At 67.8% G+C, this 26,968-nt stretch carries 23 protein-coding genes; 15 read left to right on the top strand and 8 right to left on the bottom strand.

What is annotated here, in order from left to right; all coding sequences use genetic code 11:
• Window positions 1–21: 21 nt before the first annotated feature.
• The 3 genes from AAG816_RS04675 to AAG816_RS04665 are packed head-to-tail and all read left to right on the top strand — an operon-like array spanning window position 22 to window position 2,359.
• Entirely contained in the window at window positions 22–456 is a 435-nt protein-coding gene (locus tag AAG816_RS04675) for a 6-carboxytetrahydropterin synthase (protein ID WP_341988363.1), read from the top strand.
• On the top strand, window positions 453–1,508 hold the full coding sequence (locus tag AAG816_RS04670; RefSeq protein WP_341988362.1) for a glycosyltransferase family 4 protein: 1,056 nt from the start codon (window positions 453–455) through the stop codon (window positions 1,506–1,508). Before AAG816_RS04675 ends, AAG816_RS04670 begins: the two co-directional genes overlap by 4 nt.
• Entirely contained in the window at window positions 1,505–2,359 is an 855-nt protein-coding gene (locus AAG816_RS04665; RefSeq protein ID WP_341988361.1) for an SAM-dependent methyltransferase, read from the top strand. Before AAG816_RS04670 ends, AAG816_RS04665 begins: the two co-directional genes overlap by 4 nt.
• Before the next feature lie 7 nt (window positions 2,360–2,366).
• Here AAG816_RS04665 and AAG816_RS04660 read toward each other — a convergent pair whose 3' ends face one another.
• Together AAG816_RS04660 and AAG816_RS04655 are read right to left on the bottom strand one after the other, a co-directional pair.
• Window positions 2,367–2,951: a cytochrome b gene (locus AAG816_RS04660; protein ID WP_341988360.1), complete on the bottom strand. Its 585-nt coding sequence runs from the start codon at window positions 2,949–2,951 to the stop codon at window positions 2,367–2,369.
• Window positions 2,878–3,654 (bottom strand): RibD family protein, encoded by a 777-nt coding sequence (locus AAG816_RS04655; RefSeq protein WP_341988359.1) that lies wholly within the window; start codon window positions 3,652–3,654, stop codon window positions 2,878–2,880. The genes AAG816_RS04660 and AAG816_RS04655 overlap by 74 nt, the downstream gene beginning before the upstream one ends.
• A 225-nt stretch (window positions 3,655–3,879) precedes the next feature.
• On the opposite strand from AAG816_RS04655, the gene ribA reads away from it, so the two are divergent.
• From ribA to AAG816_RS04640, 3 genes are all read left to right on the top strand, one after another.
• Window positions 3,880–4,992 (top strand): GTP cyclohydrolase II RibA, encoded by a 1,113-nt coding sequence (gene ribA, locus AAG816_RS04650; protein ID WP_341988358.1) that lies wholly within the window; start codon window positions 3,880–3,882, stop codon window positions 4,990–4,992.
• A 169-nt stretch (window positions 4,993–5,161) separates the two neighbouring features.
• A complete protein-coding gene (locus AAG816_RS04645) occupies window positions 5,162–5,905 on the top strand; it encodes an SDR family oxidoreductase (protein WP_341988357.1) in 744 nt (247 codons plus the stop codon).
• 68 nt (window positions 5,906–5,973) lie between these two features.
• Window positions 5,974–7,128, top strand: a complete 1,155-nt coding sequence (locus AAG816_RS04640; RefSeq protein ID WP_341988356.1) for a glycosyltransferase family 4 protein — start codon at window positions 5,974–5,976, stop codon at window positions 7,126–7,128.
• On the opposite strand, the gene AAG816_RS04635 is transcribed toward AAG816_RS04640, so the two are convergent.
• The 3 genes from AAG816_RS04635 to AAG816_RS04625 are packed head-to-tail and all read right to left on the bottom strand — an operon-like array spanning window position 7,106 to window position 11,550.
• Window positions 7,106–8,287: an FAD-binding oxidoreductase gene (locus tag AAG816_RS04635; protein WP_341988355.1), complete on the bottom strand. Its 1,182-nt coding sequence runs from the start codon at window positions 8,285–8,287 to the stop codon at window positions 7,106–7,108. The genes AAG816_RS04640 and AAG816_RS04635 overlap by 23 nt on opposite strands.
• 4 nt (window positions 8,288–8,291) lie before the next feature.
• Complete coding sequence (locus tag AAG816_RS04630; RefSeq protein ID WP_341988354.1) at window positions 8,292–9,974, bottom strand: thiamine pyrophosphate-binding protein; 1,683 nt, start codon at window positions 9,972–9,974, stop codon at window positions 8,292–8,294.
• Window positions 9,975–10,017: 43 nt separating this feature from the next.
• Window positions 10,018–11,550: an aldehyde dehydrogenase family protein gene (locus AAG816_RS04625; protein ID WP_341988353.1), complete on the bottom strand. Its 1,533-nt coding sequence runs from the start codon at window positions 11,548–11,550 to the stop codon at window positions 10,018–10,020.
• 136 nt (window positions 11,551–11,686) lie between these two features.
• Here AAG816_RS04625 and AAG816_RS04620 point away from each other — a divergent pair, with 136 nt between their 5' ends.
• Both AAG816_RS04620 and AAG816_RS04615 read left to right on the top strand, forming a co-directional pair.
• Entirely contained in the window at window positions 11,687–12,610 is a 924-nt protein-coding gene (locus tag AAG816_RS04620; protein ID WP_341988352.1) for a LysR family transcriptional regulator, read from the top strand.
• Between the two features lie 107 nt (window positions 12,611–12,717).
• Entirely contained in the window at window positions 12,718–13,653 is a 936-nt protein-coding gene (locus tag AAG816_RS04615; protein WP_341988351.1) for an ornithine cyclodeaminase family protein, read from the top strand.
• A 21-nt stretch (window positions 13,654–13,674) separates the two neighbouring features.
• Here AAG816_RS04615 and AAG816_RS04610 read toward each other — a convergent pair whose 3' ends face one another.
• From AAG816_RS04610 to AAG816_RS04600, 3 genes are read right to left on the bottom strand one after another with little or no spacing between them, the layout of a single operon-like run.
• A complete protein-coding gene (locus AAG816_RS04610) occupies window positions 13,675–14,922 on the bottom strand; it encodes an MFS transporter (RefSeq protein ID WP_341988350.1) in 1,248 nt (415 codons plus the stop codon).
• Window positions 14,919–15,311, bottom strand: a complete 393-nt coding sequence (locus tag AAG816_RS04605) for a hypothetical protein (protein WP_341988349.1) — start codon at window positions 15,309–15,311, stop codon at window positions 14,919–14,921. Before AAG816_RS04605 ends, AAG816_RS04610 begins: the two co-directional genes overlap by 4 nt.
• A 4-nt stretch (window positions 15,312–15,315) precedes the next feature.
• Complete coding sequence (locus tag AAG816_RS04600) at window positions 15,316–17,562, bottom strand: TonB-dependent receptor (RefSeq protein ID WP_341988348.1); 2,247 nt, start codon at window positions 17,560–17,562, stop codon at window positions 15,316–15,318.
• Between the two features lie 189 nt (window positions 17,563–17,751).
• Here AAG816_RS04600 and AAG816_RS04595 point away from each other — a divergent pair, with 189 nt between their 5' ends.
• From AAG816_RS04595 to AAG816_RS04565, 7 genes are all read left to right on the top strand, one after another.
• On the top strand, window positions 17,752–18,696 hold the full coding sequence (locus tag AAG816_RS04595) for an AraC family transcriptional regulator (protein WP_341988347.1): 945 nt from the start codon (window positions 17,752–17,754) through the stop codon (window positions 18,694–18,696).
• Between the two features lie 375 nt (window positions 18,697–19,071).
• Entirely contained in the window at window positions 19,072–19,566 is a 495-nt protein-coding gene (locus tag AAG816_RS04590; protein WP_341988346.1) for an RNA polymerase sigma factor, read from the top strand.
• Window positions 19,567–19,653: 87 nt separating this feature from the next.
• A complete protein-coding gene (locus AAG816_RS04585) occupies window positions 19,654–20,628 on the top strand; it encodes a FecR domain-containing protein (RefSeq protein WP_341988345.1) in 975 nt (324 codons plus the stop codon).
• 112 nt (window positions 20,629–20,740) lie between these two features.
• A complete protein-coding gene (locus tag AAG816_RS04580) occupies window positions 20,741–23,173 on the top strand; it encodes a TonB-dependent siderophore receptor (RefSeq protein ID WP_341988344.1) in 2,433 nt (810 codons plus the stop codon).
• Between the two features lie 27 nt (window positions 23,174–23,200).
• Window positions 23,201–24,082 (top strand): ABC transporter substrate-binding protein, encoded by an 882-nt coding sequence (locus AAG816_RS04575; protein WP_341988343.1) that lies wholly within the window; start codon window positions 23,201–23,203, stop codon window positions 24,080–24,082.
• A complete protein-coding gene (gene fhuB / locus AAG816_RS04570) occupies window positions 24,075–26,048 on the top strand; it encodes a Fe(3+)-hydroxamate ABC transporter permease FhuB (RefSeq protein ID WP_341988341.1) in 1,974 nt (657 codons plus the stop codon). Before AAG816_RS04575 ends, fhuB begins: the two co-directional genes overlap by 8 nt.
• Window positions 26,045–26,908: an alpha/beta hydrolase-fold protein gene (locus tag AAG816_RS04565; RefSeq protein WP_341988340.1), complete on the top strand. Its 864-nt coding sequence runs from the start codon at window positions 26,045–26,047 to the stop codon at window positions 26,906–26,908. Before fhuB ends, AAG816_RS04565 begins: the two co-directional genes overlap by 4 nt.
• Window positions 26,909–26,968: the final 60 nt, after the last annotated feature.

Genomic DNA, 26,968 nt, shown 5'->3' with positions numbered 1-26,968 from the left:
CCCTTATTCCCGGAGAGCCCCGTGCCCCAGACCGCGCCCCAATCCGGACATCTCTATGCGGTGGAGGTGCGCGACCACATCATGATCGCCCATTCCTTCAAGGGCGACCTGTTCGGCCCCGCCCAGGCGCTGCATGGGGCCACCTTCGTGGTGGACGTGGCCTTCATGGCCGAGCAGCTGACCGACGAGGGCGTGGTCATCGACATCGGCCGGGCCACCGACGCCCTGAAGGCGGTGCTGGCGCCGCTGAACTACAAGAACCTCGACGAGGTGCCCGTCTTTTCCGGTCGCAACACCACCACCGAGGTGGTCGCCCGGCACATTTTCGATGCCATGGCCCAGGCCGCGCGTGCCGGGGAGCTGGGTACCGGTGGCAACGCCTTGTCCCGCCTGCGGGTCACGCTGCATGAATCCCACGCCGCACGCGCCTGGTTCGAGGGTCCCATCGGCGCATGAGAGCGGTGCTGGCCTTTCCCGGCGACATCGACACACCCACCGGCGGCTATGCCTATGACCGGGCCGTGCTGGCAGCCATGACCGACCAGGGCGTGGACATGACGGCCCTGTCCCTGCCCGCCGCTTTCCCCGCGCCCACCTCTGCCGACGTGGCCAAAGCCGCCGCGCAACTGGCTGCGGTGCCACCCGACAGCCTGTTGCTGATCGACGGCCTCGCGCTGGGCGCCTTCCCGGCTGCTGCCCTGCGCGCCCTGGCCCGGCCGGTGGTGGCCTTGGTGCATCATCCCTTGGCGCGGGAGGCCGGCCTCTCGGACGCCGATCGCACCCGGCTGGACGTGAACGAGCGCGCGGTTTTGGCGCTATGCGCCGGTGTCATCGCCACCAGCGCCGCCACCGGGCGCGACCTCGTGGCCCATTTTGCCGTGCCCCCCGACCGCCTGACCATTGCCGAACCCGGCTGCGCCCCGGCGCCGCGCGTGACCGCGGACGGCGACCCGCCACACCTGCTGGCGGTGGGCTCGGTGATCCCGCGCAAGAATTATCTCGGTCTGGTGGAGGCCCTCGCCACCGTGGCCGACCTTCCCTGGCGCGCCACATTCATCGGCGCGCTGACCTTTGCGCCGGACACGGTGGGTGCGGTGCGCGCCGCCATCGCCGCCCATGGCCTGAATGGGCGCATCGCCCTCGCCGGCGCCGTGACGCCGGAGGCCTTGGCCGAGGCCTATGCGGCCTGCGACCTGTTCGTGCATCCCTCGCTCTATGAGGGCTATGGCATGGTGCTTGCGGATGCCCTGCGGCGCGGGCTGCCGCTGATCTGCACCACGGGCGGCGCGGCGGCCGATACCGTGTCGGACGGCGCGGCCATCAAGGTGCCCCCCGGCGACACTCCGGCGCTGGCGGATGCCCTGCGCACACTGATTTCAACGCCGGAGCGGCGACGCCATCTGGGCGATGCGGCCTATGCCGCAGGCCAACGCCTGCCCACATGGGATCAAACGGCGGCGCACATCGCCGCAGCCCTCGCGGCGGCAGCAACACGAGGACAGGCATGAGCGGATTTTCCACCCAGTGGCTGGCCCTGCGGGAGCCCGCGGACCTGCGGGCCCGCAATACGGCCCTCGCCGACGACCTGCGCACCCGCCTGGGCGATGTCTCGCCGCTGCGGGTGGTGGACATCGGTGCCGGCACCGGCGCCAATCTGCGCGCCACCGCGCCGCTGCTGGGGCCGCAGCAATCCTGGCGGCTGCTGGATCACGACCCCGCCTTGCTGGCGCAAGCCGCCCTTGCCCTGGCGGACTGGGCGGATTCCAGCGCGGACGACGCCGGTCAGTTGACCCTGGAAAAGGACGGGCTGCACATCGCTGTGGAGTTGGTGCAGGTGGATCTGGCTGCCCATCCCGAAGCGGTGCGCGCGGGCGACCCGCACCTTATCACCGCCTCGGCTTTCTTCGATCTGGTCTCCGCCCCCTGGATCGAGCGGTTTGCGGATGCGGTGGTGGCGGCGGGCGCCACCTTCTTCACCGTGCTGACCTGCGATGGCCGCGATCTGTGGACCCCGCCCCATGAGGCGGATGCCGCCGTGGCGGCGGCCTTCCGGGCGGATCAGGGCCGCGACAAGGGCTTCGGTGCCGGTGCGGGGGACGCGGCCACCGACCTGCTGCTGCATGCGCTGCATCAGCGCGGCTACGAGGCCCACGCCCGGGAGAGCCCCTGGCTGCTGGAGGCCGCAGATCCTGGCGATGCCGCGCTGATTGCCGCCCTGGCCACCGGCACGGCGGCCGCCGCCGAGGAAACCGGTCAGGTGCTGCATTCGCGCCTGGAGGCTTGGCGTGCGGCGCGCATCGCAGCCACGCACTGCCGCATCGGCCACATGGACCTGCTGGCCGCGCCGAAGCGCGGCTGAGCGGTCGTCAGCGCCGGCTCAGTGCCGGAATCATCCGCGACAGCACGCCGTCCCGCTTCACGATGCCGTGAAACAGTGCAGCGGCGATGTGCAGGCCCACCAGGGCGGCCATGGCGAAGCCCAGCACTTGGTGGATCGCGCCCAGCAGGTCGGAGAGCGGCTCGTTCTTGGCCAGGAGCGCCGGCAAGGTGAACAGGCCGAACACGCTCACCTGCGCCCCGTAGGTGGAGGACGTGGCCCAGCCCAGCAGCGGCATCACCACGATCAGCACATAGAGCAGGTGATGGGTGGCACTGGCCACCACATGCTGCCAGCGGGGCAGGCCGGGGGCCGGCGGCGGCGCGCCCAGCGCCACGCGCACCGCCACCCGCAGCACCGCCAGAACCAGAATGAGAATGCCTACCGAGCGGTGGAGGTCGAACAATCGATCCTGCGCAGCGCCTTGCGGCAGGTTCATCATGGCGATGCCGGCGGGAATCACGAACAGCACCGCCGCGGCGGTGAGCCAATGCAGCCACCTAGCCGGCGGCGCGTAGGGCGTGAGCCGCGGCGGTGGCGTCTGAGGGTGGAATGATGGGTTCTGCGTCGTCATGGCGGGTCTCCGGACTTGCAGCGTCGCCCGCGCGCCGGCGCAGGTCACAGTCGAACAGCACATCGCCGTCCGGGAACACATGCACGCGGGTGGCGGGCCGCAAGGCATCGGCCAAGCCGGCGATGGGCGCGAGATCCAGGCCCGGCCGCCCGCTGCCGAGAATGACCGGAGACACCACCAGATGGAAGCGATCCAGGCAGCCCGCATCCAGAAAAGTCGACAAGGTCCGCGGGCCGCCCTCCACCAGGATGCGCGACAGGCCGCGGGCGTGCAGTTCACGCAGAATTGCGGCGGGAGACACCGGTGCCCCGGGGGCGGGCGGGTCCACCAGCACAAGTTCAACGCCAACGGGAAGTGATTTAACTGATTTAGCGTCAGAACGTCGCACAACCAGCCGACGCACGCCATCATCCACCAGACAGAGCGCCTCCGGCGGCAGGCGACCGGACGGATCGATCACCACCCGCGCCGGGCTGCGGCCGGCGACCCGGCGCACGGTCAGCAGCGGATCGTCTGCCAGAACCGTTCCCACGCCAACAATCACCGCTTCGACGTCGGCCCGCAGTTGGTGCACGTGATCGAGCGCATGGGGGCCGCTGATGTATTTGGATTCCCCCGATGGCAAAGCCACGCGCCCGTCCAGGGATTGGCCCAGCTGCCCGACCACGTAGCTGCCGGGGCCATTGTGATCGGTGCCAATCATCCCCAAATCCTTGCCGAGGTCATCCATGAGCGTTGCCTTACCGTATTGGAATTAAGCGCGGCTGAGGCCGGAACACGACCCTCGTCTGTGCGGTTACGGAACGACCGTCACCGCGGATGGTTTCTGTCCCCTGTCGCTGCGGCTGCTTTCGAGATCTCCATCGGCCACCCGCGCCGCGCGCCCCCTCTGTCAACTTCACGCATTTCAGCGTAATGTGAGGCTCTCATGTCTCCCCCTGCGGAAATACCAGGTCTCTCCTTCGGTGCCACCAAGACGGCTGTAGAGCGCGCGATCTCCGAATTGCGCTCCGGCCGGCCGGTGGTGATCGACTTTGAGCAACAGGCCGTGCTGGTCATTGGCGTCGAGGCCATCGACGCCGAACTGGCGCAAGGCTTTGAAACCGTATGCCCGGGCCTGAGCCGGCTGGTGCTGCCCGCCCCTCGCCTGACCCGGATCGGCGCCCCGCGCTCCTGCGCCGGCTCCATCGCCTTGCCGCAGATGGATCTGGAGCGGATCGAGACCCTGGCCCTGCGCATCGATGGCCGCATTGATGCGCCGGTGGCCCTGGCCACCCCGCTGGATCTCGCCGCACTGGAATTGATGAGTTTCGCGCTGGTGCTGCCCGCCGCCATCGTTGCGCCGGTGGCGCCCGAGGCGCTGCCGGATCTGCTGCACGTGAGCAAGGAAGACATCGGCTCATTCCGCAGCCTGCAGGTGCAGTCGCTGCGGGAAGTGGGCCGCGCCCCGGTGCCGCTGGAAGGCGCGCTGGAGACCGAGTTCGTGGTGTTCCGCGGTGGCGAAGGCCTGCGCGATCAGGTGGCGATCATCGTCGGCAAGCCGGACCTCACCCAGCCGGTGCCGGTGCGGCTGCATTCCGCCTGCCTCACCGGCGATCTGTTCGGCTCGCTGAAGTGCGATTGCGGCGACCAGTTGCGCGATACGGTGCAGCGCATGTCCCGGTCCGAGGGCGGCATCCTGCTCTATCTGGACCAGGAAGGTCGCGGCAACGGCATCGCCAACAAGATGCGGGCCTACCAGCTGCAGTCTCAGGGCTTCGACACCTATGAGGCCGACGCCGCGCTCGGCTTCGATCTCGACCAGCGTCGGTTCGATTTCGCCGCCGCCATGCTGCGGCAGCTGGGCGTGTCGGCGGTGGAGATCATCACCAACAACCCGCTGAAGATTGCGGCATTGAAGGCCGCCGGCCTGGACGTGGTGGCCGACCGCCGGGTGCTGGGCCGCCCGACGGCGGAGAATGTGCGCTATCTCGCCTCCAAGCGCGACCGCGCCGGCCATTATATCGACTTCGACGCCTTGACCGCCCGCGCCTCCGACTGACGGGCAAGGAGCAAGAGGGGTGTGCGCGCCGCGCACACCCCATCGACACCGCCCAAGCGGATGGACGCGACGGCATCCTCAACATCTTGAGAAAAATGCGCGACCTGCCTTCGCAGGCGCGTCCGCGTGGGTTATCACCTGATCTAAATCGATTAGGGAGAAACGCCAAATGGACCAGAAGATCGCCATCGTCACCGGAGCCGGCTCGGGCGTGGGCAAGGTTGTTTCCATTGCCCTGGGCAAGGCCGGCTATGCCGTCGTGCTCGCCGGCCGCCGGGCAGACGCCCTGGACGCGGTGGCCGCCCAGGTCGCCGGTCCCACCCTGGTGGTGCCCACCGATGTCACCGACCCCGCCAGCGTCGCGGCGCTGTTTTCCGCCACCAAGGAGCGGTTCGGCCGCCTGGACCTGCTGTTCAACAATGCCGGCACGGGTGCTCCAGGCATCCCCATGGAGGATCTGACCCTGGCGGAATGGCGCAATGTGGTGGACACCAATCTCACCGGCCCATTCCTGTGCACCCAGGAAGCCATCCGCATCATGAAGGACCAGGCCCCGCGCGGTGGCCGGATCATCAATAACGGCTCCATTTCCGCCAGCGCGCCGCGCCCCTATTCGGCACCCTACACCGCCACCAAGCACGCCATCTCCGGCCTGACCAAGTCCACCTCCCTGGACGGGCGCGCCTATGACATCGCCTGCGGCCAGATCGACATCGGCAATGCGGATACGGAGATGGCCGCGCGCATCAAGCAGGGCATCATCCAGGCGGACGGCACCCTCAAGCCGGAGCCGGTGATGGACCCGCAGAATGTGGCCGATGCGGTGGTGTTCATGGCCAGCCTGCCGCTGGATGCCAATGTGCAGTTCCTGACCGTGATGGCCACCAAGATGCCGTTCGTCGGCCGCGGCTGACGCAGCTCTTTCGGCTGCCGGCCCAAGATGCCATTGACCGATCGACCGGTATCCGGTTGATCGGTTTCATGCCCCGACGGACGATTGCGCATATTCTGCCCTGGGCCAATGTGGCCGGAACCGAGGTGGCCACCATCCGCCTCGCCGAGGCAGCACGGGCCAGCGGCTATGACAATCTGATCTATGTGCCCGAATTGCCGGGGGCGCCGGTGATCGAAGCCTACGCGTCGGCCCGCGGCCTACCCACCGTACGCTATCGGCAGGTGACACCGGAGCGGCGGCGGCCTTGGCCCTATCTGGCCAATGTGGCCCGCATGGCCGCCGGTTTCCGGCGGCGCCGCGTCGGGCTGGTGCATTGCGGCGACCTGGACGGCGCCTATTTCGCGGCCCTGGCCGGGCGCCTGGCCGGAGCCAAGGTGGTCTGCCATGTGCGATGCGACTCCCTCCGCCTCACCGCGTTGGAGCGCCTGTTGCTGAAGCCGGTGCAGCGCTACGTCTTTGTCTCGCGGAACACCATGGCGCACCAGGACTTTCCCTTCGACCCGGCTCGTGCCGAAGTGCTCTATGACGGCATCGACCCGCCCCGCCTGGTCACCGATGCCGCAGTGGCACGGGCCTTCTACGGCCTGCCCGCGAACGCCTTCGTGGTGGGCATGGCGGCGCGGTTCAATGCCCAGAAAGACCACGCCACTCTCATTCGCGCGGTCGCGCTGGCGGCGGTCCGCCGCGCCGATCTCCATGTGCTGCTGGTCGGCGAGCATGACAGCGCGGCAGCGGCGGACATCCGCCGAGGGCTGGAAGGCCTCATGGACGCAGACACCCGCGCCCGTGTTCATTTCGCCGGTTTCGAGCCGGAGATGAACCGCTTCTATGCGGCCATCGACGCCAAGGTGCTCTCGACCCATTACGAGGGTCTGCCGCTGGTCATCATCGAGGCCATGGCCGCCGGCAAGCCGGTGATCGCCACGGCGGTCAGCGGCATACCGGAAGTGGTCGCGGACAGCGAGACCGGACTTCTGATCCCGCCCGGGCGACCGGATTTACTGGCGCAGGCCATGCTGCGGCTCGCCGATGATCCGGCGCTCGCCCACCATATGGGCGAAGCCGGACGCCAACGTGCCGCCCTGCATTTCAGCGCCCAGAGTTTCACCCAAGCGGTGGCGGGGTTCTATGGTCGCATGCTGGGTCCGCCAGCGCGGGTCACACCACCTTCAGTTCCCTGACCGGATCATTTTCGGCCATGCGGGAAAACCGCAGCGGCGACAGATCCAGGCTGACGAAGCGGCCATGGGCGATCAGTTCGGCAATCCCGCGCCCGATGGCGGGGGATTGCTGCAGGCCATGGCCGCTGAAGCCATTGGCGAAGTGGAAGTTCGCCAGCTCCGGCGACGGCCCGACCAGGGCGTTATGGTCGAAGGCATTCATGTCGTAATGCCCAGCCCAGGCCCGACCGGGGCGGATGCGCTCGAAGGCGGGCACGCGGGCGGCCAGCACCGGCCAGATCCGCTCGTCGAAGAAGGTGTGATCCACCTCGAACTCGAAACTGTCGGGATCCTCCGCCTCCGGCGGCGCCAGCCCGCACAGGAAGCCCTCCCCTTCCGGGCGCCAGTAGACGCCGGTGGGATCGATCACCAGCGGGCAGCGCGCCACCGGATCGGCGCAGCGGAAGGTGAAGATCATCCGCTTCTTGTTGTGCACCGGGATCTCGATCCCCGCCGCCCGCGCCAGCGCCGGCCCACCGGCCCCGGCCGCATTGACCACGGCACCGCAGGCGATGCGGCTGCCGTCCGCGATCGTCACCGCCGTCACCCGATCGCCCTGACGCTCGATGCCCACGGCTTCATCGGCGCGATAGGTCACGCCCAAAGAGCGGGCCTTGCGGCGAAACGCCTGCATCAGGCCATAGCCGTCGAACCAGCCCTCGCCCGAGCGGCCATAGCAGCCGGCGGCCAGATCGCTGGTTTCCAGCCAGGGGAATTCGCTGTGCAATTGCGCCGGGCTCAGCAGGGCGATGTCCGCCCCCAGCCGCTCCTGGATGGCGTGCCCGGCCTCTAGCGCGCCTTTGCCCTCGGGGGTGGCGAGGAAGAGATAGCCGCCCTCATGCAGGCCGATGGCGGGGGCATCCCCGTCCACACTCAAATGGCCGCCGATGTCGCGCAGGAAGGCGATGCCATAGAGCGAGATCTGCACATTGATGGCGGTGGAATATTGCTGCCGGATCGAGGCCGCCGAGAGAGCCGAAGCACAGCGCTGGTAGCTGGGGTCCTTCTCCAGCACCAGGATGGAGCCTGAGAACGCCGGGTCGGCGGCCAGATGATAGGCCACCGAGGAGCCTACCGCCGCGCCGCCGACGATCACCACATCGAAGTGCTCTGCAGCCATGGGATCAGTGCCCCTGGCGGGCGAGGGCAGCCTCGCGGATCGCGGTGAGCGTGGTGGCGGGGTTGATCGCCTCCGGGTCCAGCTTGCAATGCAGGATGGACGGCAGGCCGCTGGCCAACGCCCGCTCCATCGCCGGGGCGAACTCTTCCGTGCGCACCACCGTCTCGCCATGGCCGCCGAAGGCGCGGGCATAGTCGGCGAAGTTGGGGTTCTTCAACCGGGTGGCAGAGATGCGGCCGGGATATTCCCGCTCCTGATGCATGCGGATGGTGCCGTACATGCCGTTGTCGATCACCACCACGATGATGGGGATGTCATACTGCACGGCGGTGGCGAACTCCTGGCCGTTCATGAGGAAGCATCCGTCGCCGGCAAAGGCGATCACCGTGCGGTCGGGATGCTGGCGCTTGGCCATCACCGCCGCCGGCACCCCATAGCCCATGGAGCCGGAGGTGGGTGCCAATTGGGTGTGGGGCCGGCGTAGGCGATAATAGCGATGCAGCCAACCGGCATAATTGCCGGCGCCGTTGCAGACGATGGTGTCCGCCGGCAGGCTCTGGCGCAGATCGCGCATCACCGCGCCATATTGGAACACGCCGGGCAGCACGCCGGGCTCCTCGGTATAGGCCAGATAATCGGCGTGGGCGACCTTGGTGTCCTCGGCCCAGCGCGGGGTCTGGCCGGGCGAGAGCGGGGCGAGCGCGGCGGCGAAGCTGGCGGGCGTCGCCTCGATGGCCAAGGCCGGCTGATAGACCCGGCCCAGTTCCTCGGAGCCGGGATGCACATGCACCACCTTCTGGCGGGGATTCGGGATCTCCAGCAGCGTGTAGGAGGCGGACGGCATCTCTGACATGCGGGCGCCCACCAGCAGCAGCAGGTCGGCGTTCTTCACCCGCGCCGCCAGCTTGGGATTGGCGCCGATGCCCACGTCGCCGGCATAGTTCGGATGGTCGGCGGGAAAGCGATCGCCGCGCCGGAAGGAGGTGGCTACCGGCAGCGCGTAGCGCTCGGAGAAGGCGACCATCTGGGCATAGGCCTCATCGGTCCAGCGGGTGCCGCCCAGGATCACCAGCGGGCGCTCGGCGCCTTCCAGCAGGCTGGCGAACTGCGCCATGGCGTCCGGATGGGGATAGGCTTCCGCCGGCACCACATAAGGCGCATCGGGGACGCTGGCCATTTCCACCAGCACGTCCTCGGGCAGCGAGATCACCACCGGGCCGGGACGGCCCTGCATGGCGACGCGGAAGGCGCGGGCCACCAGTTCGGGAATGCGCGCGGCGCTGTCGATCTCCACCACCCATTTGGCGATGGAGCCAAACACCGCCTTGTAGTCGAGCTCCTGGAAGGCTTCGCGCTCGCGCATGCCGCGCTCCACCTGCCCTACGAACAGGATGAGGGGCGTGGAATCCTGCGCCGCGATGTGCAGGCCATGCGAGGCGTTGGTGGCGCCCGGCCCGCGAGTAACCATGCACAAGCCGGGCCGGCCGGTGAGCTTGCCATAGGCTTCCGCCATCATGGCGGCGCCGCCCTCGTTGCGGCACACCAGCACGTCGATGGAGGCGTCATGGAGCGCATCCAGCACCGCCAGATAGCTCTCGCCGGGCACGCAGCTGATGCGCTCCGTGCCCTGGGCCCGCAACTGATCCACAATCAACTGGCCGCCGGTGCGGGAAACAAGCTCGCTCATGGGTGTCGTCCTGAAGAGTGGATGCGGGCAGGATGGGCGGCGTTCAGCCGACGTCGAAGGTGACGCCCTGCGCCAGCGGCAGGCTGGTGCCGTAGTTGATGGTGTTGGTGGCCCGGCGCATGTAGCTCTTCCAGGCGTCCGACCCGGCCTCGCGGCCGCCGCCGGTCTCCTTCTCGCCGCCAAACGCGCCGCCGATCTCCGCCCCGGACGGGCCGATATTGACGTTGGCGATGCCGCAGTCCGAACCGCTCACGGAGAGGAAGCGCTCTGCCTCGCGCAGATCGGTGGTGAAGATGGAGGACGACAGGCCCTGCGGCACGTCATTGTGCAGCTTCAGCGCCGCGTCGAAATCGGTGTAGCGCATCACATAGAGGATGGGCGCGAAGGTCTCCTCGCACACCACGGCGGTCTGGCCGGGCATTTCCACCAAAGCGGGGCGCACATAATGCGCATCCGGCAGGACATCGGCCGCCACCCGCTCGCCGCCGGTGACCGTGCCGCCCTGGGCGCGGGCCGCCTCCAGCGCCCGCTGCATGCCGGCGAAGGCGCCGCCGTCGATCAGCGGGCCGATCAGCGTGCCCTCCACGCCGGGATCGCCCACCTTCACCGAGCCATAGGCCGGCTTCAGACGGGCCACCAGCGCGTCATAGACGCTCTCATGCACGATCAGCCGCCGCAGCGACGTGCAGCGCTGGCCCGCCGTGCCCATGGCGGCAAAGGCGATCGCCCGCACCGCCAGATCCAGATCCGCCGAGGGGCAGACGATGGCGGCATTGTTGCCGCCCAGTTCCAGAATGGCCTTGGCGAAGCGCCCCGCCAGACGCGGCGCCACGGCGCGGCCCATGGCGGTGGAGCCGGTGGCGGAGACCACGGGGACGCGCACGTCATCCACCAGGGCCTCGCCCACCGCCTTGCCGCCGATCAGCAAGGTGGAGAGACCGGCGGGCACGCCGCCAAAGCGGGCGGCGGCCTTCTCGAAGATGGCCTGCACCGCTAAGGCGGTGAGCGGCGTCTTCTCCGAGGGCTTCCACACCACGGCATCGCCGCAGACGAAGGCGAGGGCCGCATTCCACGACCACACCGCCACCGGGAAATTGAAGGCCGAGATCACGCCGATGACGCCGGCCGGGTGCCAGGTCTCCATCATGCGGTGGTCGGGGCGCTCGGTGGCGATGGTCAGGCCCTGGAGCTGGCGCGACAGGCCGGTGGCATAGTCGCAGATGTCGATCATCTCCTGGACTTCGCCCAGGCCCTCGGAAGTGACCTTGCCCACTTCCAGCGTCACCAGCCGGCCGAGATCGGCCTTGGCGGTGCGCAGTTCTTCGCCCAGCAGGCGCACCAGTTCGCCGCGCCGGGGCGCCGGCACCGCGCGCCAGGCCAGGAAGGCGGCCTGGGCCGTGGCGATGGCCGCCGTGGCGCCGGCGGCATCGGTCTGGGCGATGGAGGCGATGGTCTCGCCGGTCAAAGGCGAACGCACCACGAGGTCGCCCGAGAGGGCTGCGGCGGGCACGCCGAGGCGGGTGAGGAGGGCTTTCGTCTCCGCGGCAATGGCGCCGGAGCGCGGAAATGAGGTCACGCGGAGCTCCCGTTCAAAAAGGGGTGGTGGGCCGATGTCATGGCGCGATTGCATGGCCAGAATTCTGGCGGCTTGCAAGAGGGGGGAGAATTTCCTTCGCGAGCGCCAAAGCCAAGCGATAAGTTATCAGCAGGTCATGAGCATTTGGAATGAAGTCGTGCGTCACCGCTTCCTGCCGTCCATCCCCACCCTCACCGCTTTTGAAGCGGCCGCGCGGCATCAATCCTTCTCCCGCGCCGCCGCCGAGCTGCACCTGACCCAAGGTGCGGTGAGCCGCCAGATCCGTCATCTGGAGGAGCAGGTGGGGCTGGAATTGTTCGAGCGGGTGCGCCAGCGGGTGGTGCTCACCGATGGTGGGCGGCTCTATCTGGCGGACGTGCGCCCCATCCTGCAGGCACTCTCGGACGCCACCCAGCGGGCCATGACCTTCGCCGGCGGGGCAGGCAACCTGCATCTGGCGGTACTGCCCACCTTCGCCACCCGCTGGCTGATGCCGCGCCTGCCGGATTTTCTCGAACGCTTTCCCGACACCACCATCCATTTCGTCACCCGCATCGCCCCGTTCGACTTTTCCGCCGAGCCGCTGGATGTGGCCATCCATTATGGTGATCCGGTCTGGCCCGGCGCCATTTGCGAGCATCTGATGGATGAGGAAGTGGTGCCGGTATGCAGCCCGGCCTTCCGCGCCCGCCATCACCTGAACGGACCGGCAGACCTGGCCGGAGTGACGCTGCTGCAGCAGACCACCCGGCCGCATTTGTGGAGCGAGTGGTTCGCGGCCGCCCGCACCAGCCATCCCGGCCCGTTCCGGGGGCCGCGCTTCGAGCAGTTCACCATGATCGCCGAGGCCGCCGCCGCCGGATTGGGCGTCGGCCTGGTGCCGCGGTTCTTGGCCCGCGACGAGATCGCCGACGGCCGGCTGCTGGAATTGTTCGACTGCCCGCTCACCAGCGACAAGGCCTATTATGTGGTCTATCCCGAAGCCAAGGCCGGAGCCGGGGCGGTGAATGCCTTCGTGCGCTGGATCGTCGCCACCGCCCATGCCGCCGCGCCGCGCTGAACCCTCCCGGCGCGGGTTTTATCCCCCGGTGCGCACAAGAGGATTTCCTCGCGGCGGCGGGCGTTCTAAGCCGGTTCCACGGCGAACGCATCTCAAGGAATCAGCGCATGCGCATCTATTCGGCGGAAGACGTCCACGGGGCTTTGCCCTTCCCCCGCCTGATCGACGCTTTGGCCGCCGCTTTCGCGGCGAACCAGGAGGAAGCCCCGGTGCGTGCCGCCTTCGAGGTGGGCCTGCCCGGCGCTCCCGCCCATCTGCTGACCATGCCCGCGTGGCGGCGGGGCGAGGCCATCGGCGTCAAGCTGGTCAATGTCTTCCCCGGCAATGCGGCCAAGGGCCTGGGCTCGGTGAGTTCTCTCTATGTCCTGTTCGACGGGCAGACCGGCGCGCCCCGCGCCATCATCGATGGCGAAGCCCTGACCAACCGGCGCACCGCCGCCGCCTCGGCGCTCGCCTCGCGCTTTCTGTCGCGGGAAGACAGCGCCACCTTGACCCTGGTGGGGACGGGCCATCTGGCGCCGCATCTGGCCGCCGCCCATGCGGCAGTGCGGCCCATCACCCGCGTCCTGGTCTGGGGTCGCACGCTGGAGAAGGCGCAGGCCACCGCCGCCCGGCTGCAAGCGCAGGGGCTGAATGCGGAGGCCGCCCCGGATCTGGCGGCGGCGGTGGGTGCGGCGGATATCGTCAGCGCCGCCACCACCTCCACTGTGCCGCTGGTGCTGGGGGCGGACGTGAAGCCGGGCACCCATGTGGACCTGGTCGGCGCCTTCACCCCCGCCATGCGCGAAAGCGATGCGGCGCTGGTGGCCAAGGCCGAGGTCTATGTGGACACCGCCGCCGGGACGCTCGCGGAAGCCGGCGACCTGCTCCAGCCCCTCGCCGCAGGCCTGTGGTCCAAGGACCTTATGCGCGGCGAGCTGCACCAATTGTGCGCCGGCCTGGTGCCGGGGCGCACGGATGCGGCCAGCGTGACTTTGTTCAAGTCGGTGGGCGCGGCGCTGGAAGATCTGGTGGCCGCCCGTCTGGTGGCGGGTGACGCCTGAGCGCATCACCCGCCATTCTCGTCACGCCACGTTGCTGCGGGCCAGACGGGAGGTGGTGAAGATCACCGCCAGGAGCGAGAGCGCCGCCGACACCGCGAACAAGGCGCCGTAGCCCAGTTGATCCGCGATCAGGCCGGCCATGCTGGAGCCGGCTAGATAGACCACCAGTTGCGCGCAGGCGAGCACGGTAAAATCGGTGCCCGGCTGCGCCTTGGAGGCCACCGCCATGAACAGGCTGTAGAGCGCGACGATCTCCATATAGCGGATCAGGGTCTGGAACGCCGCCGCGCCGAACAGCAGCGGCCAGCCCGAGATCACGTCGAACGCATGCAGGGCGAAGATGGCGAAGCACAAGGTGCGCAAGCCACCCAGCAAGGTCAGCACGCCGGACGTGCCCATGCGCAGCATCAGCACCGCCGCGACGCCGGAGCCGATCAGGCCCGCGGTGGCGGCGGCCCCGCCGGAGAGATAGCCCAGAATATCCAGCGGCACGCCGCGATCCACCAGATACGGCCCCTCCATGGCCTTCACCAGCCCCTCGCTGGCGCGATAGACCAATGCGATCACCAGGATCTCGCGCGCCTCCGTCCGCGCCCAGAAGGCCTTGAGCGACGGCCGCGCCTTCGGCACCGCCGGCCCGGTGTCATCGCTTTCGCGCATGGCGAAGGCCGCGCCCAGCGGCAGCACGGAGAGCACCACCATGGTCCAGATCATCGGCTGCCAGCCGAAATGGTGATAGATGATCAGGCTTAATGTGCCGCCGATCACCACGCCGAAGGCCACCGCGCCGCCCTGGATGGCATTGCCGAACGGCCGGTCCCGCACCGCCAGCTGCTGCGTAGCATAGCCGTCGGTGGCGATGTCCTGGGTGGAGACCAAGGCGGAGACCACAAAGCCGATCACCAGGAAGGCGGTGGTGTCGGTGGGCGTGATGAAGGCCAGGAGCGCCAGCGCCACCACCGTGGCGCTCTGGGTGATGAGGATCCAGCCCGCCCGATGCGCCCGCGCGATGGGGCGCAGCGCGTCCACCCGGGATGCCCAGAGGAATTTCAGCACCAGCGGCAGCATCAGCACCGACAACAGTCCGATGGTGGTGCGCGAGACGCCCTGTTCGCGCATGATCGGGGGAATGGCCGCCACCAGCAGATAGCTCGGGATCGATTGCGCCAGATAGAGGCCTGCCAGCACCAGAAAGAGACGCGTCCGACCGATCTGCGGGACGGCGCGGCTCTCTGGCAGGGCGGGGGTGGCGGTGGAGTGCGGGCTCATGAGTTGGCCTTGGGGCTGCCGAGGGAGGGGCGATACGCCGTCAGGAAGGCGCGCGCCTCCGCCTCCGAGGGGGAGGCGAAAAAGGGAAACGACCACAGGCGGCGGAACACCTGCGCGCTCACGTCCGAAGCGCCGGGACGCACCATGGCGCAGGCGCGGCAGCGCGCCTCCATCTGCGCCCGGGTGCGCTTGAACCACAGCGCCTGCCCCTTCTCCCCCGCCTGGGACAGATGCGGCCCGCCGCCGAAAATGGCCAGTAGCACATAAGGCTGCTCGATCCGCGCGAGGTGCTCCAGGGCATCCAGATAGGCCGCTTCGTCGTCCGGCCCATAAGGCTGGTGAAAGCGCAGCACCACCACGTCCTGCGCTTCAAGGCTGAGACTGATCATCGGATCAAAAGGTCTTGCTGAAGCCGAGGGTGATGGTGCGCCCCCAGGCATAGACGTCATAATTGCGCGTGGCGGTGGCCGTGTTGTTGATGTAGGCGCTGTCCAGCAGATTATCGACGGAGAGATAGACCGTCCCGCCGCCCAAGGGGTGGGCCAGCGACGCATTGATGGTGGCGCCGCCATCAAGGGCGAATTGGGTGGTGCCATCGAAGCGGTCGCGACCGCTCCAGAACTCCACTTCCATGCGGGCCACGGTGCCGGTGTCGAAGCGATAATTGCCATAGGCGGTGCCGCGGAACGGCGTCGAGATGCGGTTGTTGGGCAAATAGGCATCGATGGTGCCGTCGCCATTGGAATCCCATTCGCCCTCGCGCCAGGCCAGATTGGTGCCGATGGCCAATTGCTGCGTTACGGCATATTCGCCGGTGAATTCGACGCCGTAGGTGACTTCCTTGGTCTGCGACATGGCGTTGGTGGACGCGATGAAGTTCACGCCCTGATCGGAGGTGGCGTAATAACCCGCGAGGCTGCCCTTGAAGTCCCCGATCTTGCCGCGGATGCCTACTTCATAATTGTTGACGATCTGGGCTTCGATGCCGAGCTGGTCATAGCTGAGGGTTCGCGACTTGTTGCAGCTATAGGCCCCCGCGCGCAGGCTGGTGCCGAGGAAACAGCCATAGCTCAGGATCTGCGCCGTGCCCTGCGCACCGGCGCGCCGGGTGAAGGCGCCGATGTCCGGCAGGGAAAAGCCCTGGCTGAAACCGCCGTAGACATCCACCGTATTGGTCAATTTATAGGTCGCGCCGAGATTGAAGGTGGGGGCGGAATAGTCATAGACCCCGCCGGTGACGGGAAGCGCCGGCAGTACGGCATAGCCCAGGCCCGTAAATCCCAGGAATGCCGCCGGGCGGGTGAAGTCATTCACGGTGACGTCCAGATATTCATAGCGCATGCCGCCGCGGACCACGAAACGCTCGCCAATGGGGACCTGCAGCTGGCCGAAGCCGGCATAGGTCATTTGCGACAACGGAGTGAACACATCCTGGCCGTTGGTCAGGGTCTGCCAGGTGTTGTCATGGACGATGTCCGTGCCCCAGGTGAGCTTGGCACCCTCGACCCAGGAAATGGGGGTATCGATGGTCAGGTTCCATCCCGCCCGCTGGGAGTAAAGCACGGTCTGATTGAAGCTGGCGGTGGGGCTGCTGAGATTACCGGAATAATAGACCAGATAGTTGTTTCTGAGATCGAACTCACTGTAATTGAAGCGCTTCTTGATATCGTTGAAATAGGCTTGCGTGCTCAGATCACCCAAAGCGAAGGCGCTGTCCGTATAGCGGATGGCGTAGGACTTGGTATCCTCCAGGATGCTCTGCCCCGCATAGGGCGTGCCGATCGCCGGCGCGGCGTAGGGCCCCGCATAGCTGGTGAGCCATTTGGGATCCTGGTTCATATAGATCCAGTTGGCGGACACCTCGATGCGCTTGGTGGGGTCGATATTGTAGCCCAGCTTCGCCAGCAGGTTGCCGCGCCCATAGTTGTCGCTGCCCCCCTGCCCCAGCATGGCGTCCGAGGGCAGCAGGCGCCCGTCGCCATCATAGGTGTTGCGGGTGAAGGAGCCGGAGCCGCTCACCAGATAGTCCACGCTATTGGGCACCTTGCCGGAGACGGTGGCGGACAGTTCGGGCGCCAGCGAGGCGCCGGGATTGGCGGTGAAGCCGCGCAGGGCCGTGTTGATGGTGGCGGTGGGCTTGCCGTCGGTCGCCCGCTTGGTGATGAAATTCACCGTGCCGCCGGTGGCGCCGGAGCCGTAGAGGCTGGAGGCACCGGCCACCACTTCGATGCGCTCCACCGAATTGAGATCGATCATGGAGAGAATGCGCGAGACATTGCGCAGCGGCGTGTTCATGGGCACCCCGTCGATCATCACCAGCAGATCGCGGCCGCGGAAGGTCTCCGAGGCGCTGGAGACACCCTGTGTCGGCAGTGTGTAGCCGGGAATCAGCTTGGCGAGCACCGCGGCGGCATTGTTGGTCAATTGCAGCTGTTGCTGGAGTTCGGCGCTCTCAATCACCCGGACGGTCTGCGGCACGTCGCTGACCGGTCGATCGGCACGGGCGGCCGTGACCGTGACCGTATCGAGGCTGATGGTCTCGCCGCCGCTGGGCTCCTGCTGCGCAAGGGCAGGGAGCGCGGTGCCGACTGCAAGCACACTCAGTGAGGTCAGAATAAAGCCGCGGGACAGGATGACCATTTTTATAACTCTTCTCAACAGCGATCAGGAATTGCAGCCTCGTCCGGCTATGGTTCCACCATCTCTATTTCTATGTACGATGATAGCTTGATCGCTTGGGGAGACGCGAACCCGATAATGGCCTAAAACGAACTTCCGCCGCGAACAAAACCATGTCGCTTTACGGCAACACTTTGGAACCACTCTACATTGGCTGAATATTACCATCCCACCTGGTTCGAAGCTTCGGATGCGCCGCCCGAGCGCCGCTCCGAGGTGTTCGCGCGGGCATTTTCCGCTCTGGTAGGCACAGTGGATGTGGCGTTTGCGCCGCGCACGCGGATCGCAGTGCGCATGGTGCATTGCGCCTTGCCGGGGGTGTTGATTTCCACCTGCTTTGAAGGCCGCGCGCACTTCCGGTTCGGCGGGGCGTCCAACGCCAGCGACGTGATGGTCATGCGCCCGGTGGGCGGGTCCCTGCGCGTGCGCCAAGGGCCGCGCGATGTGGTGCTGGCCGAGCGCGATGCCATGCTGATCGCCCTGGGAACCCCGTTCGAGTTCGACGCGACCCAGACCAAGCGGTTCGATTTCCTGCGCATTGCCGCACCCGCGGTGGCCCAGGGCGCCGCGGGCGGATCGGGCGGGCTGCGCTCGGCGCCCGCTGCCGACAACCGGCTGATCTTGCTGACCCATTATGCCGGGGCCTTGCTCCAGGGCGCCATCTCCCTGGAGAGCGAGCGTCACGCCCGCCTATCCGGCACCCATCTGCGGGAACTGGCCGGCACGCTGTTCGGGCTGGATGAGCCATCCACCCCCGTGCCCAGCCCCGCGGCCCGGCTTGCCGCGATCAAGGATCAGATCGCGCGCGAATTCGGACGCCAGGATTTTTCCATCGATGCGGTGGCGCGGGCGCAGGATGTGACCCCGCGCTATGTGCAAAAGCTGTTCGAGGCGGAGGGGAGCACCTTCACCCGCTTCCTGCTCGGCCATCGGCTCGATGCGGCCCATGCCGCCTTATGCGTGCCGGAGCCCGCGGAGCGTTCCATCAGCGCCATCGCCTTCGATGCGGGCTTTGGTGACCTGTCCTATTTCAACCGCTGCTTCCGCCAGCGTTTCGGCATGACACCCTCGAAGGCGCGCCGGTCGTCCTCCTGAGGCGTCCTCCCGCCCTCCCGGGGGGCAGGAGGCAAGGGGTCGCCATGCAACCCGCTCCATCCGCTCCTGGCCAAAGAACAGGGCGGCACGGGCGGATCCACCGCGGGACGGTGCCCCGTGATGTCAGCGAACCGCTCCCTCTTTGTCATTGTGCGATGAAATCTCGCCGCGCCCTCTTCGTCATCAGAGGCGCAAGAGGCGCTAACCTCAAGCCCATAAGTGCATTTTCGGAATTGACCTCTCCGGCGATGGCAACGGGAACACGATCACCTTAGATTTCTTCTAATATATTGATATTGTAGCGCAATTTAACTTTAGGTACGGATGATCCGACATCTTTCCATCTCCCCGCAGCGCGGATGAGGCATCGCGACCGTGACCGGCGACCTGAAGATTGCGTTCAACGCCCATGGGCCCGAGCTGAGAAGCTATCTCAGGCGCAGGCTCGGCGACGCGCATCTGGCGTCCGATCTGGTGCAGGATACGTTCTTGCGGGTCATCGAGCGGCCTGAAACCCGGGTGCTGGATGTCCGGGCCTATCTCTACACCATTGCCCGCCATCTGCTGCTGAACCACCAGAAGCAGGAAGCCCGCCGCCGCACCGACAGCGTGCCGCATGAATGGTTCGGCGATGTCGCCGCCGACGCGCCGACGCCCGAGGATGCCGCCGATGCAAAGCTCCAGCTTGAGCGGCTGCAGCGCTTTGTCGGCGAGTTGCCGATGCGCACGCAGCAGATCTTCGTCCTCAACCGCATCGACGGGCTCACCCAGATCGAGGTCGCCCGTGCACTGTCGATCTCGGAGAGTTCGGTGCAGAAACATCTCGCCATGGCCATCCAGCACATTACGGAACGGCTCAGATCGCGCTAGACCCGGCCCATTACGGGGTTTGGCGGCCTCGGTTGTCTTCCCCTCAGAGGGGGCCGGAGCCGAGGGCGCTGCTGCATGGATGATGGCGTGAACGAGGATCGATCGTCGGACGCGGACCGGCACGCCGCGCAATGGGTTGCCCGCCTCGACGGCCGCCCGCTCGACGATGGCGAGCGCGCAGCATTTCGGCTCTGGCTGGAAGCCGACCCTGATCATCGCCCGGCCTTCGAGGAGGCGCAGAGCGCATGGCGCAGCCTTGATCTGCTGCGGCACGATCCCGGCCTGCTGCGGGCGCTGCCCCGCCCCAAAGCCAAGAAACCCGTCAGTGGCGCCGGCATCCTCGCCGTCCTGGCCGTCCTGTCCATCGGCGTGCTTGGCCTGCGCTACCAGATCGGCGACCCATGGATCGCCCTTGCCGCCGACTGGCGCACCGCGCCTGCCGAGATCCGGCAGGTGACCCTGGATGACGGCACAATTGTCGATCTCGGCCCGGACAGCGCCATCGCCTTGCGGTTCAATCGCGAGGAGCGCCGTGTGATCCTGCTCTCGGGCGAAGCCTTCTTTCACGCCACGCCGCGTGGAGGCGCTGAGCGGCGGCCGTTCGTGGTCGATGCCGCCCACGGCACCACAACGGCGCTCGGCACGCAGTTCCTCGTCGAGCAACGGTCGGACGGCGCCGGCATCACCGCCGTCGAGCACGACATCGCGGTGGCGCTCCAGATGCCCGCGCACGCCCCGGACCGCGTCGTGCTCTCGCCCGGCGAGACGGTGCAATACGACGTGATGCGGGGGATCGGCCAGGTCCACTCGGTCGATGTCGCCGGCGTCACCGCATGGCGCTCGGGCCTGCTGGTCTTCGATTCCGTGCCGCTGGAGGAGGTGGTGCGCAAACTCAACCGCTACCGGCGCGGGCGCATCATCGTCGCCAACGCCCAACTGGCGCAGCGGCGGGTCAGCGGCGTGTTTGCGACGAAAGATCTGGACGATGTCATTCGCACCATCACCACGGAACTCGGCGCCAGCGCCTCCTCGCTGCCGCCCCTGGTGACGGTGCTCTACTGAGCACCGTCATCGACCCTCTCACTTATTTTTACGGCCTGCGGCCCCCTCGGTTGTCTTCATCGGCAACGGGAGCGTCGCGCGCGACGCCCATGCAAAAGAGGCGAAGCGAGACATGGCTGGAATGAAGCATGTGACGGACACTCACGCCCGGCGGCGTGGCCTGGCCATCGGCGTGGTGTCCGGGCTTCTGGCCTCGGTCGCGCCGGCCGGCTATGCGCTGGCCCAGCAGCCGAGCGCCGGCACTGCGGCCATCGCCCCCATCGCCTTCGACATCCCGGCACAGGATCTCAACCGGGGGGTGCTGAAATTCGCCCAGCGGGCGGGCGTGCAGGTGTTCTACGACACCGCCAAGCTGGGCGGGCGCCGCTCCGCGGCGGTCTCCGGCACGATGACCCCGGAGCAAGCGCTGGCCCGCATGCTGGCTGGCACGGGCCTCGTCTATCGCTTCAACGGTCGCAATCAGGTGACGATCATCGATCCCAATGCCGCGAGCGCAGGCCCGAACGGCAGCGGCGCCGCCGGGGCGATCGAGCTTGGCGCCATCGACGTGCAGGGGAGCAGCACGGTCGGCTATGTCGCCAGCACCACCACGGTCGGCACCAAGACCGATACCCCGCTGATCGAAACGCCGCAGTCGGTCTCGGTCGTCACCCGGCAGGAGCTCGACGACCGCAATGTGCAGACGCTCACCGCCGCGGTCGCCTACACGCCGGGGGTGCGCACAGGGCAGAGCGGCTTTGATCCGCGCTTCGATGTCTTCACCATTCGCGGCTTCGACACCACCTATAACGGCATCTATCGCGACGGGCTGCGCCTGCCGGGCGCCAATATGTCGGTATTCAAGGTCGAGCCCTATGGCGTGCAGAATGTGACGGTGCTGCGCGGCCCCAGCTCCGCGCTCTATGGCCTCGGCTCGCCCGGCGGCCTGGTGGACATCACCTCCAAGCGCCCCACCGAGACGGCGTTCGGCGAGGTCGAGGTCCAGGGCGGCAATTACGATCTCTGGCAGGGCCAGTTCGACGTCGGCGGGCCGGCGGATAAGGATGGCACGCTGCTCTACCGCCTCACCGGCCTGGTGCGCGACGCGGGGTCTCCGAACACGCTGGGCGGCGGCGTCAATGACATGACCTATATCGCCCCGGCCTTCACCTATAAGCCGAACGACAGCACGCGCATCACCTTCCTCGGCGAGTATCAGGATTCCGAGACCCCGGCCTCGCTGCCCTTCTACGCCTGGACCGGCTCCAGCTCCGATGCCTTCAGCAAGACGCCCGGCGACTACAACAGCCAGAAGCAGACGCAGTACCGGCTCGGCTATCTGGCTGAGCATGATGTCAACGACATCTTCACCGTGCGGCAGAAGGTACGCTACGGCAACGCCGATACCTCGGTGCGCTACACCGGCCTGTCCTCGCTCAACACCGCGACCAACACCGCCAGCCGCTACAGCGCCTATGTGCATGATACGCTGGATTCGTTCGTGATCGACAACCAGATCCAGGCAAAGTTCATCACCGGCGCCGTGGAGCACACGCTGCTGGTGGGCGTGGACTATTCCTATCTCAACCTCGATGGCGGCATCGGCTACGGCACGGCGTCGGATTTCAACTACACGCTCAACCAGGCCCTGGGTCCGGTCTCCGACCCGGAGCTGAACGCGTCGCGCTATCGCCAGAACCAGAGCCAGCTCGGTGTCTATGTGCAGGAGCAGGCGAAATTCGGCGGCTTCCTCCTGACCCTGACCGGGCGACAGGACTGGGTCGAGACCACCAATGACAACCTTCTGACCTCCACCACCCAGAATACGGACGATCAGGCCTTCACCGGTCGCGCCGGACTCACCTATCTGTTCGACAATGGCATCGCGCCATATGTCAGCTATTCCACCTCGTTCGCGCCCACCCTTGGCGCGGATATCTCCGGCAACAGCTTCTCGCCCACCACCGCACGACAGATCGAGGGCGGCGTGAAGTATGCGCCCACCGGCTTCGACGGATTTGTCGCCGCCTCGGTGTTCCAGATCAACCAGGACAACGGGCTCGTCACCGACGAGACCAACCCGCTGTACCAGATCCAGACCGGGGAGGTGCGCGCGCGCGGCTTCGAGCTGGAAGGGGTGGCCAATCTCGGCGCCGGGCTGAAGGTGCGCGGCGCCTACACCTATCTCGACCTCACCAATGTGGCGGGCGATTCGCAGACCCTCGGCCTCACCCCCTCCGGCCAGCCGCAGCACACCTTCGCCATATGGGCGGACTACCAGTTCCAGCCGGGCACCGCGCTGGCGGGCCTTGGGGTGGGCGCGGGCGTGCGCTACACCGGCGCCACCTGGGGCAATTCGCTCAACACCTTCCAGAACAGCGCCTACACGCTGGTGGATGCCAAGCTGAGCTATGACCTCGTCAACCTTGGGGCGCAGCTGAAGGGCTGGAGCATGCAGGTCAATGCCCAGAACCTGCTGGACGAAGACTACATCACCTGCGACGCCGGCTATTGCTACAAGGGCATGCCACGCACCGTGATCGCGGGGCTGAAGTATCGCTGGTAGGCCTCTGCCTTGCCGGGGTTCTGCACCATGACGCGACGCGGCTTTCTGGCCGGCGCCGCGTCATGCGCCCTCTTCGCACCCGGCCCGCTGCACGCGGCCGGCGTGCCGGCGCGGATCGTCTCGCTGGATTACGGCCTCGCCGAAACCCTGCTGGCGCTGGGCGTGACGCCTGTTGCGCTGGCGCAAGCGGACGCGTGGTCGAGCTGGGTCGTCGACCCCGCGCTGCCAGAGGGCGTGATCAATCTCGGCACCGCGCTGGAAGCCAATATGGAGCTGTTGCAGGCGCTCAGGCCCGACCTGATCCTGACCACGCCCTATCTTGCCCGCCTGCGTCCGATGCTGGAGCGCATCGCCCGCACCGAAACCTTCGCCATCTACACGCCCGGCGGCGGCACCCCCTATGGGCTCAGCATCGCCGCCACCCGGCGGCTGGGCGGGCTGCTCGGGCGGGACCTTCAGGCCGAGGCGCTGATCAGCAGCGCCGCAGCCCTCATGGCGACGACGCGGGCGACCCTCGCGCCTTATGCCGACACCCCGCTGTTCATCGTGAACTTCATGGATACCCGCCACGTCCGGGTCTATGGCGCAAAAAGCCTGTTCGACGACGTGATCGGGCTGTGCGGCCTGAGCAATGCCTGGCGCGGCGACACCAATTATTGGGGATTCGCCACCGTCGGCATCGAGCAACTGGCCCATGCCCCGCAGGCGCGGCTGATCTATCTGGAGCCCATCGCCGCCGACGTGCTGGCGAGCCTGCACCGCTCGCCCTTGTGGAACAGCCTCGGCTTCGTGCGGGCGGGGCAGGTGCAGCGCCTCCCGGCCGTCCTGATGTTCGGCATGCTGCCCTCCGCCATGCGCTTCGCCCGGCTCCTGGGCGAGACGCTGCCGAAGGCCCCTTCCCATGGGTGAGCGCCAAAGGCTGGGGCCGGCGGCCATCGTCGCGCTGCTGGCGCTGGCTGCCGCCGCCATCACCCTATCGACGCTGGCGCTCCGGCTGCCCGTCACGCTCTGGCCGGATGCGCTGTTTGCGCCCGATAGCGGCGATGTCCGCCAGATGCTGGTGCGCTACAGCTTCGCGCCACGCCTGGCCACCAGCCTGCTGTGCGGCGCCGCGCTCGGGTTGGCGGGCGCGCTGCTGCAACTGGCGCTGCGCAATCCGCTGGCCTCTCCCACCACGCTCGGCATTTCCGCCGGCGCCAATCTCGCCCTCGCCCTCGCCATGCTGTGGGCGCCGGGGCTGCTGGAGTTCGGGCGCGAATGGATCGCGATGGCGGGCGGATTGGTCACCGTGCTCATCGTGCTCGCCCTGTCCTGGCACAAGCGGCTGTCGCCCCTCACCGTGGTGCTGGCCGGCATGGTGGTGAGCCTCTATTGCGGCGCGCTGGCCGCACTGCTGGTGCTGTTCAACACGCACTATCTCGCCGGCCTGTTCATCTGGGGCGGCGGCTCGCTAAGCCAGCAGGACTGGACCATCGCCGCTTTCCTTTGGCCTCGGCTTGCGCTCGCCCTGGGCGCCGCAGCCCTGCTGGTCCGCCCCCTGACGCTGCTGACGCTGGATGACGACCACGCCCGCAGCCTTGGGCTGCGTGTGCCCCTGGTGCGGCTGGCGGCGCTCGCGCTCGCCGTGGCACTGACCGGGGCGGTGGTCGGCACAGTGGGGGTCATCGGCTTCATCGGGCTGGCGGCGCCGGCGCTGGTGACCGTCGCCGGCGCCCGCCGCGTGGCACCGCGTCTCATCTGGTCGGCCCTGCTCGGCGCGGTCCTGCTGTGGTTCACCGACCAGTGCGTGCAGCGGCTGGCCGGCGATGCGGGCGAGATGCTGCCCACCGGGGCGATCACCGCGGTGTTCGGCTCGCCGCTGCTGCTGTGGCTGCTGCCGCGCCTGCGCCTGTCGCTCCACCTCCCTTCGGGGCTGGGCGGGAGCATCAGCCGGGCCAATCGTCCGCTGCTGCTGATCGTCGGGCTGGGGCTGGGGCTGGTCGTGCTGCTCACGCTGTCCGTCAGCGTCGGGCGTGGACTGGAGGGCTGGAGCCTCAGCGCCGATCTGCTGGAGTGGCGCTGGCCCCGCGCCCTCGCCGCACTTTCGGCCGGCATCATGCTGGCCTGCGCCGGGGGCGTGCTCCAGCGCCTGACCGGCAACCCCATGGCCAGCCCCGAAGTGCTCGGCGTCAGCGCCGGTGCGGCCTTCGGGCTCATCGTCGCGATGTTCACCTTGGCCGAGGTCGGCAGAGGCGCGCAATTTGGTGCGGCAACACTGGGTGCATTCCTGGCCCTGCTGGCCATTCTCGCATTCGGCCGCGGCGGCGCGGCGACGCCGGAGCGGGTTCTCCTGGCCGGCGTCGCGCTGGGCGCCATGTTCGATGCGCTCGTCACCGCGCTGATGGCCGGCGGCGATCCGCGCGCGGCGCAATTGCTCAATTGGATGACCGGCTCGACCTATGCGGTGGACGCCACCGACGCGCGCGTGGCGACGGCGGCCGCAGCCCTCGCCTTGGGATCGCTGCCTCTGCTCGCCCGCTGGCTCGACATCGTGCCGCTCGGCGCACTGACGTCCAGCGCGATCGGGCTGCACCCGCGCCGCAGCCACGGCCTCCTGCTGCTGGTGACCGCCGCACTGACCGCGGTCTCGACGCTGCTGATCGGGCCGCTCACCTTCGTGGGGCTCATGGCCCCGCATCTGGCGCGGTTCCTCGGGCTGCAGCGGGCGTTGCCGCAACTGGTGGGCGCCGCCCTCATCGGCGGCGTCATCATGGTCGCCGCCGACTGGCTCGGGCGGATCGTGGCCTTCCCCTGGCAGATTCCGGCGGGACTGGCGGCCACCTTCATCGGCTGCCCCGCCCTCATGTGGCTTTTGGCACGGAGACACAGCGTATGACCCTCCAGGCATCCCTCCCGGACACGGTGCAGTTCGACCTCGCCCCCCAGGGCGGCGGCGCGCCCTACCGCATCTATCTCTACACGCCGCCCGGTGAACCGCCGGCGGGCGGCTGGCCGGTCCTGTATCTGCTCGATGGCAATGCGGTCATCGCCACGGCGGTGGACGTGGTGCGGGTGCAGGCGCCGTATCCGCTTGGCACCGGCGTGGGGTTCGGCGTCATCGTCGCCATCGGCTACCCCACCGACGGTCCCTATGACAGCGTGCGCCGCTCCTGGGACATGGGGCCGCCGCCCGGAGCCACCTATCCGCCGCATACCGAGACCGGTCCGCAGGTGCGCACCGGCGGCGCCGATGCATTCCTCGCCTTCATCGGCGATGATCTGAAGCCGGAGATCGCCCGCCGCGTGCCGGTGGATGCACGGCGTCAAGCGATCTTCGGTCACTCCTTCGGCGGGCTGTTCGTGCTGCACGCCCTGTTCCGGGCGCCGGATGCGTTCACGGCCTGGATTTCCGCCAGTCCCGCGATCTGGTGGGAGGGGGCGGGCATCATCACGCAAGCGGACGCCTTCATCGCCGGCCGCCAGGGCGGTGGCGGACAACTCCTGCTGCTGGTCGGCGAATATGAGCAGCAACTGGCCCCGTTCCAGATCGGCGCGGCGGATGCGCAGACGCGCCTCGCCAGCTTTGCGGAGAGCCGCATCGTCGACAACACGCGCGAGATGGCTGAGCGGCTGGCGGCGGTGCCGGGACTGGCGACAGCTTACGAACTCCTGCGCTGCGAGACCCACATGTCGGTGCTTCCGGCCAGCATCAACCACGCGGTGCGCTGCGCCTTTGGAACCGCCCCTGCCGCGTAGAAGCCGAAGCCCAGCATTTCAAGATCGAGGGCGCGCGCTTTGCAGCGGAGGCGCCTGCAT

Source organism: Azorhizobium sp. AG788, from assembly GCF_943371865.1.
Lineage (GTDB): Bacteria > Pseudomonadota > Alphaproteobacteria > Rhizobiales > Xanthobacteraceae > Azorhizobium.
Note: the sequence above shows the minus strand (reverse complement) of the source record. Positions and strands in the feature narration are given on the sequence as shown.

Bases quoted from the DNA above. Each gene is read 5' to 3' on its own strand.
- AAG816_RS04670 (WP_341988362.1), top strand. From the start codon at position 453: ATGAGAGCGGTGCTGGCCTTTCCCGGCGACATCGACACACCCACCGGC.
- AAG816_RS04665 (WP_341988361.1), top strand. From the start codon at position 1,505: ATGAGCGGATTTTCCACCCAGTGGCTGGCCCTGCGGGAGCCCGCGGAC.
- AAG816_RS04660 (WP_341988360.1), bottom strand. From the start codon at position 2,951: ATGACGACGCAGAACCCATCATTCCACCCTCAGACGCCACCGCCGCGG.
- AAG816_RS04655 (WP_341988359.1), bottom strand. From the start codon at position 3,654: ATGATTGGCACCGATCACAATGGCCCCGGCAGCTACGTGGTCGGGCAG.
- ribA (WP_341988358.1), top strand. From the start codon at position 3,880: ATGTCTCCCCCTGCGGAAATACCAGGTCTCTCCTTCGGTGCCACCAAG.
- AAG816_RS04645 (WP_341988357.1), top strand. From the start codon at position 5,162: ATGGACCAGAAGATCGCCATCGTCACCGGAGCCGGCTCGGGCGTGGGC.
- AAG816_RS04640 (WP_341988356.1), top strand. From the start codon at position 5,974: ATGCCCCGACGGACGATTGCGCATATTCTGCCCTGGGCCAATGTGGCC.
- AAG816_RS04635 (WP_341988355.1), bottom strand. From the start codon at position 8,287: ATGGCTGCAGAGCACTTCGATGTGGTGATCGTCGGCGGCGCGGCGGTA.
- AAG816_RS04630 (WP_341988354.1), bottom strand. From the start codon at position 9,974: ATGAGCGAGCTTGTTTCCCGCACCGGCGGCCAGTTGATTGTGGATCAG.
- AAG816_RS04620 (WP_341988352.1), top strand. From the start codon at position 11,687: ATGAGCATTTGGAATGAAGTCGTGCGTCACCGCTTCCTGCCGTCCATC.
- AAG816_RS04615 (WP_341988351.1), top strand. From the start codon at position 12,718: ATGCGCATCTATTCGGCGGAAGACGTCCACGGGGCTTTGCCCTTCCCC.
- AAG816_RS04610 (WP_341988350.1), bottom strand. From the start codon at position 14,922: ATGAGCCCGCACTCCACCGCCACCCCCGCCCTGCCAGAGAGCCGCGCC.
- AAG816_RS04605 (WP_341988349.1), bottom strand. From the start codon at position 15,311: ATGATCAGTCTCAGCCTTGAAGCGCAGGACGTGGTGGTGCTGCGCTTT.
- AAG816_RS04600 (WP_341988348.1), bottom strand. From the start codon at position 17,562: ATGGTCATCCTGTCCCGCGGCTTTATTCTGACCTCACTGAGTGTGCTT.
- AAG816_RS04580 (WP_341988344.1), top strand. From the start codon at position 20,741: ATGGCTGGAATGAAGCATGTGACGGACACTCACGCCCGGCGGCGTGGC.
- AAG816_RS04575 (WP_341988343.1), top strand. From the start codon at position 23,201: ATGACGCGACGCGGCTTTCTGGCCGGCGCCGCGTCATGCGCCCTCTTC.
- fhuB (WP_341988341.1), top strand. From the start codon at position 24,075: ATGGGTGAGCGCCAAAGGCTGGGGCCGGCGGCCATCGTCGCGCTGCTG.
- AAG816_RS04565 (WP_341988340.1), top strand. From the start codon at position 26,045: ATGACCCTCCAGGCATCCCTCCCGGACACGGTGCAGTTCGACCTCGCC.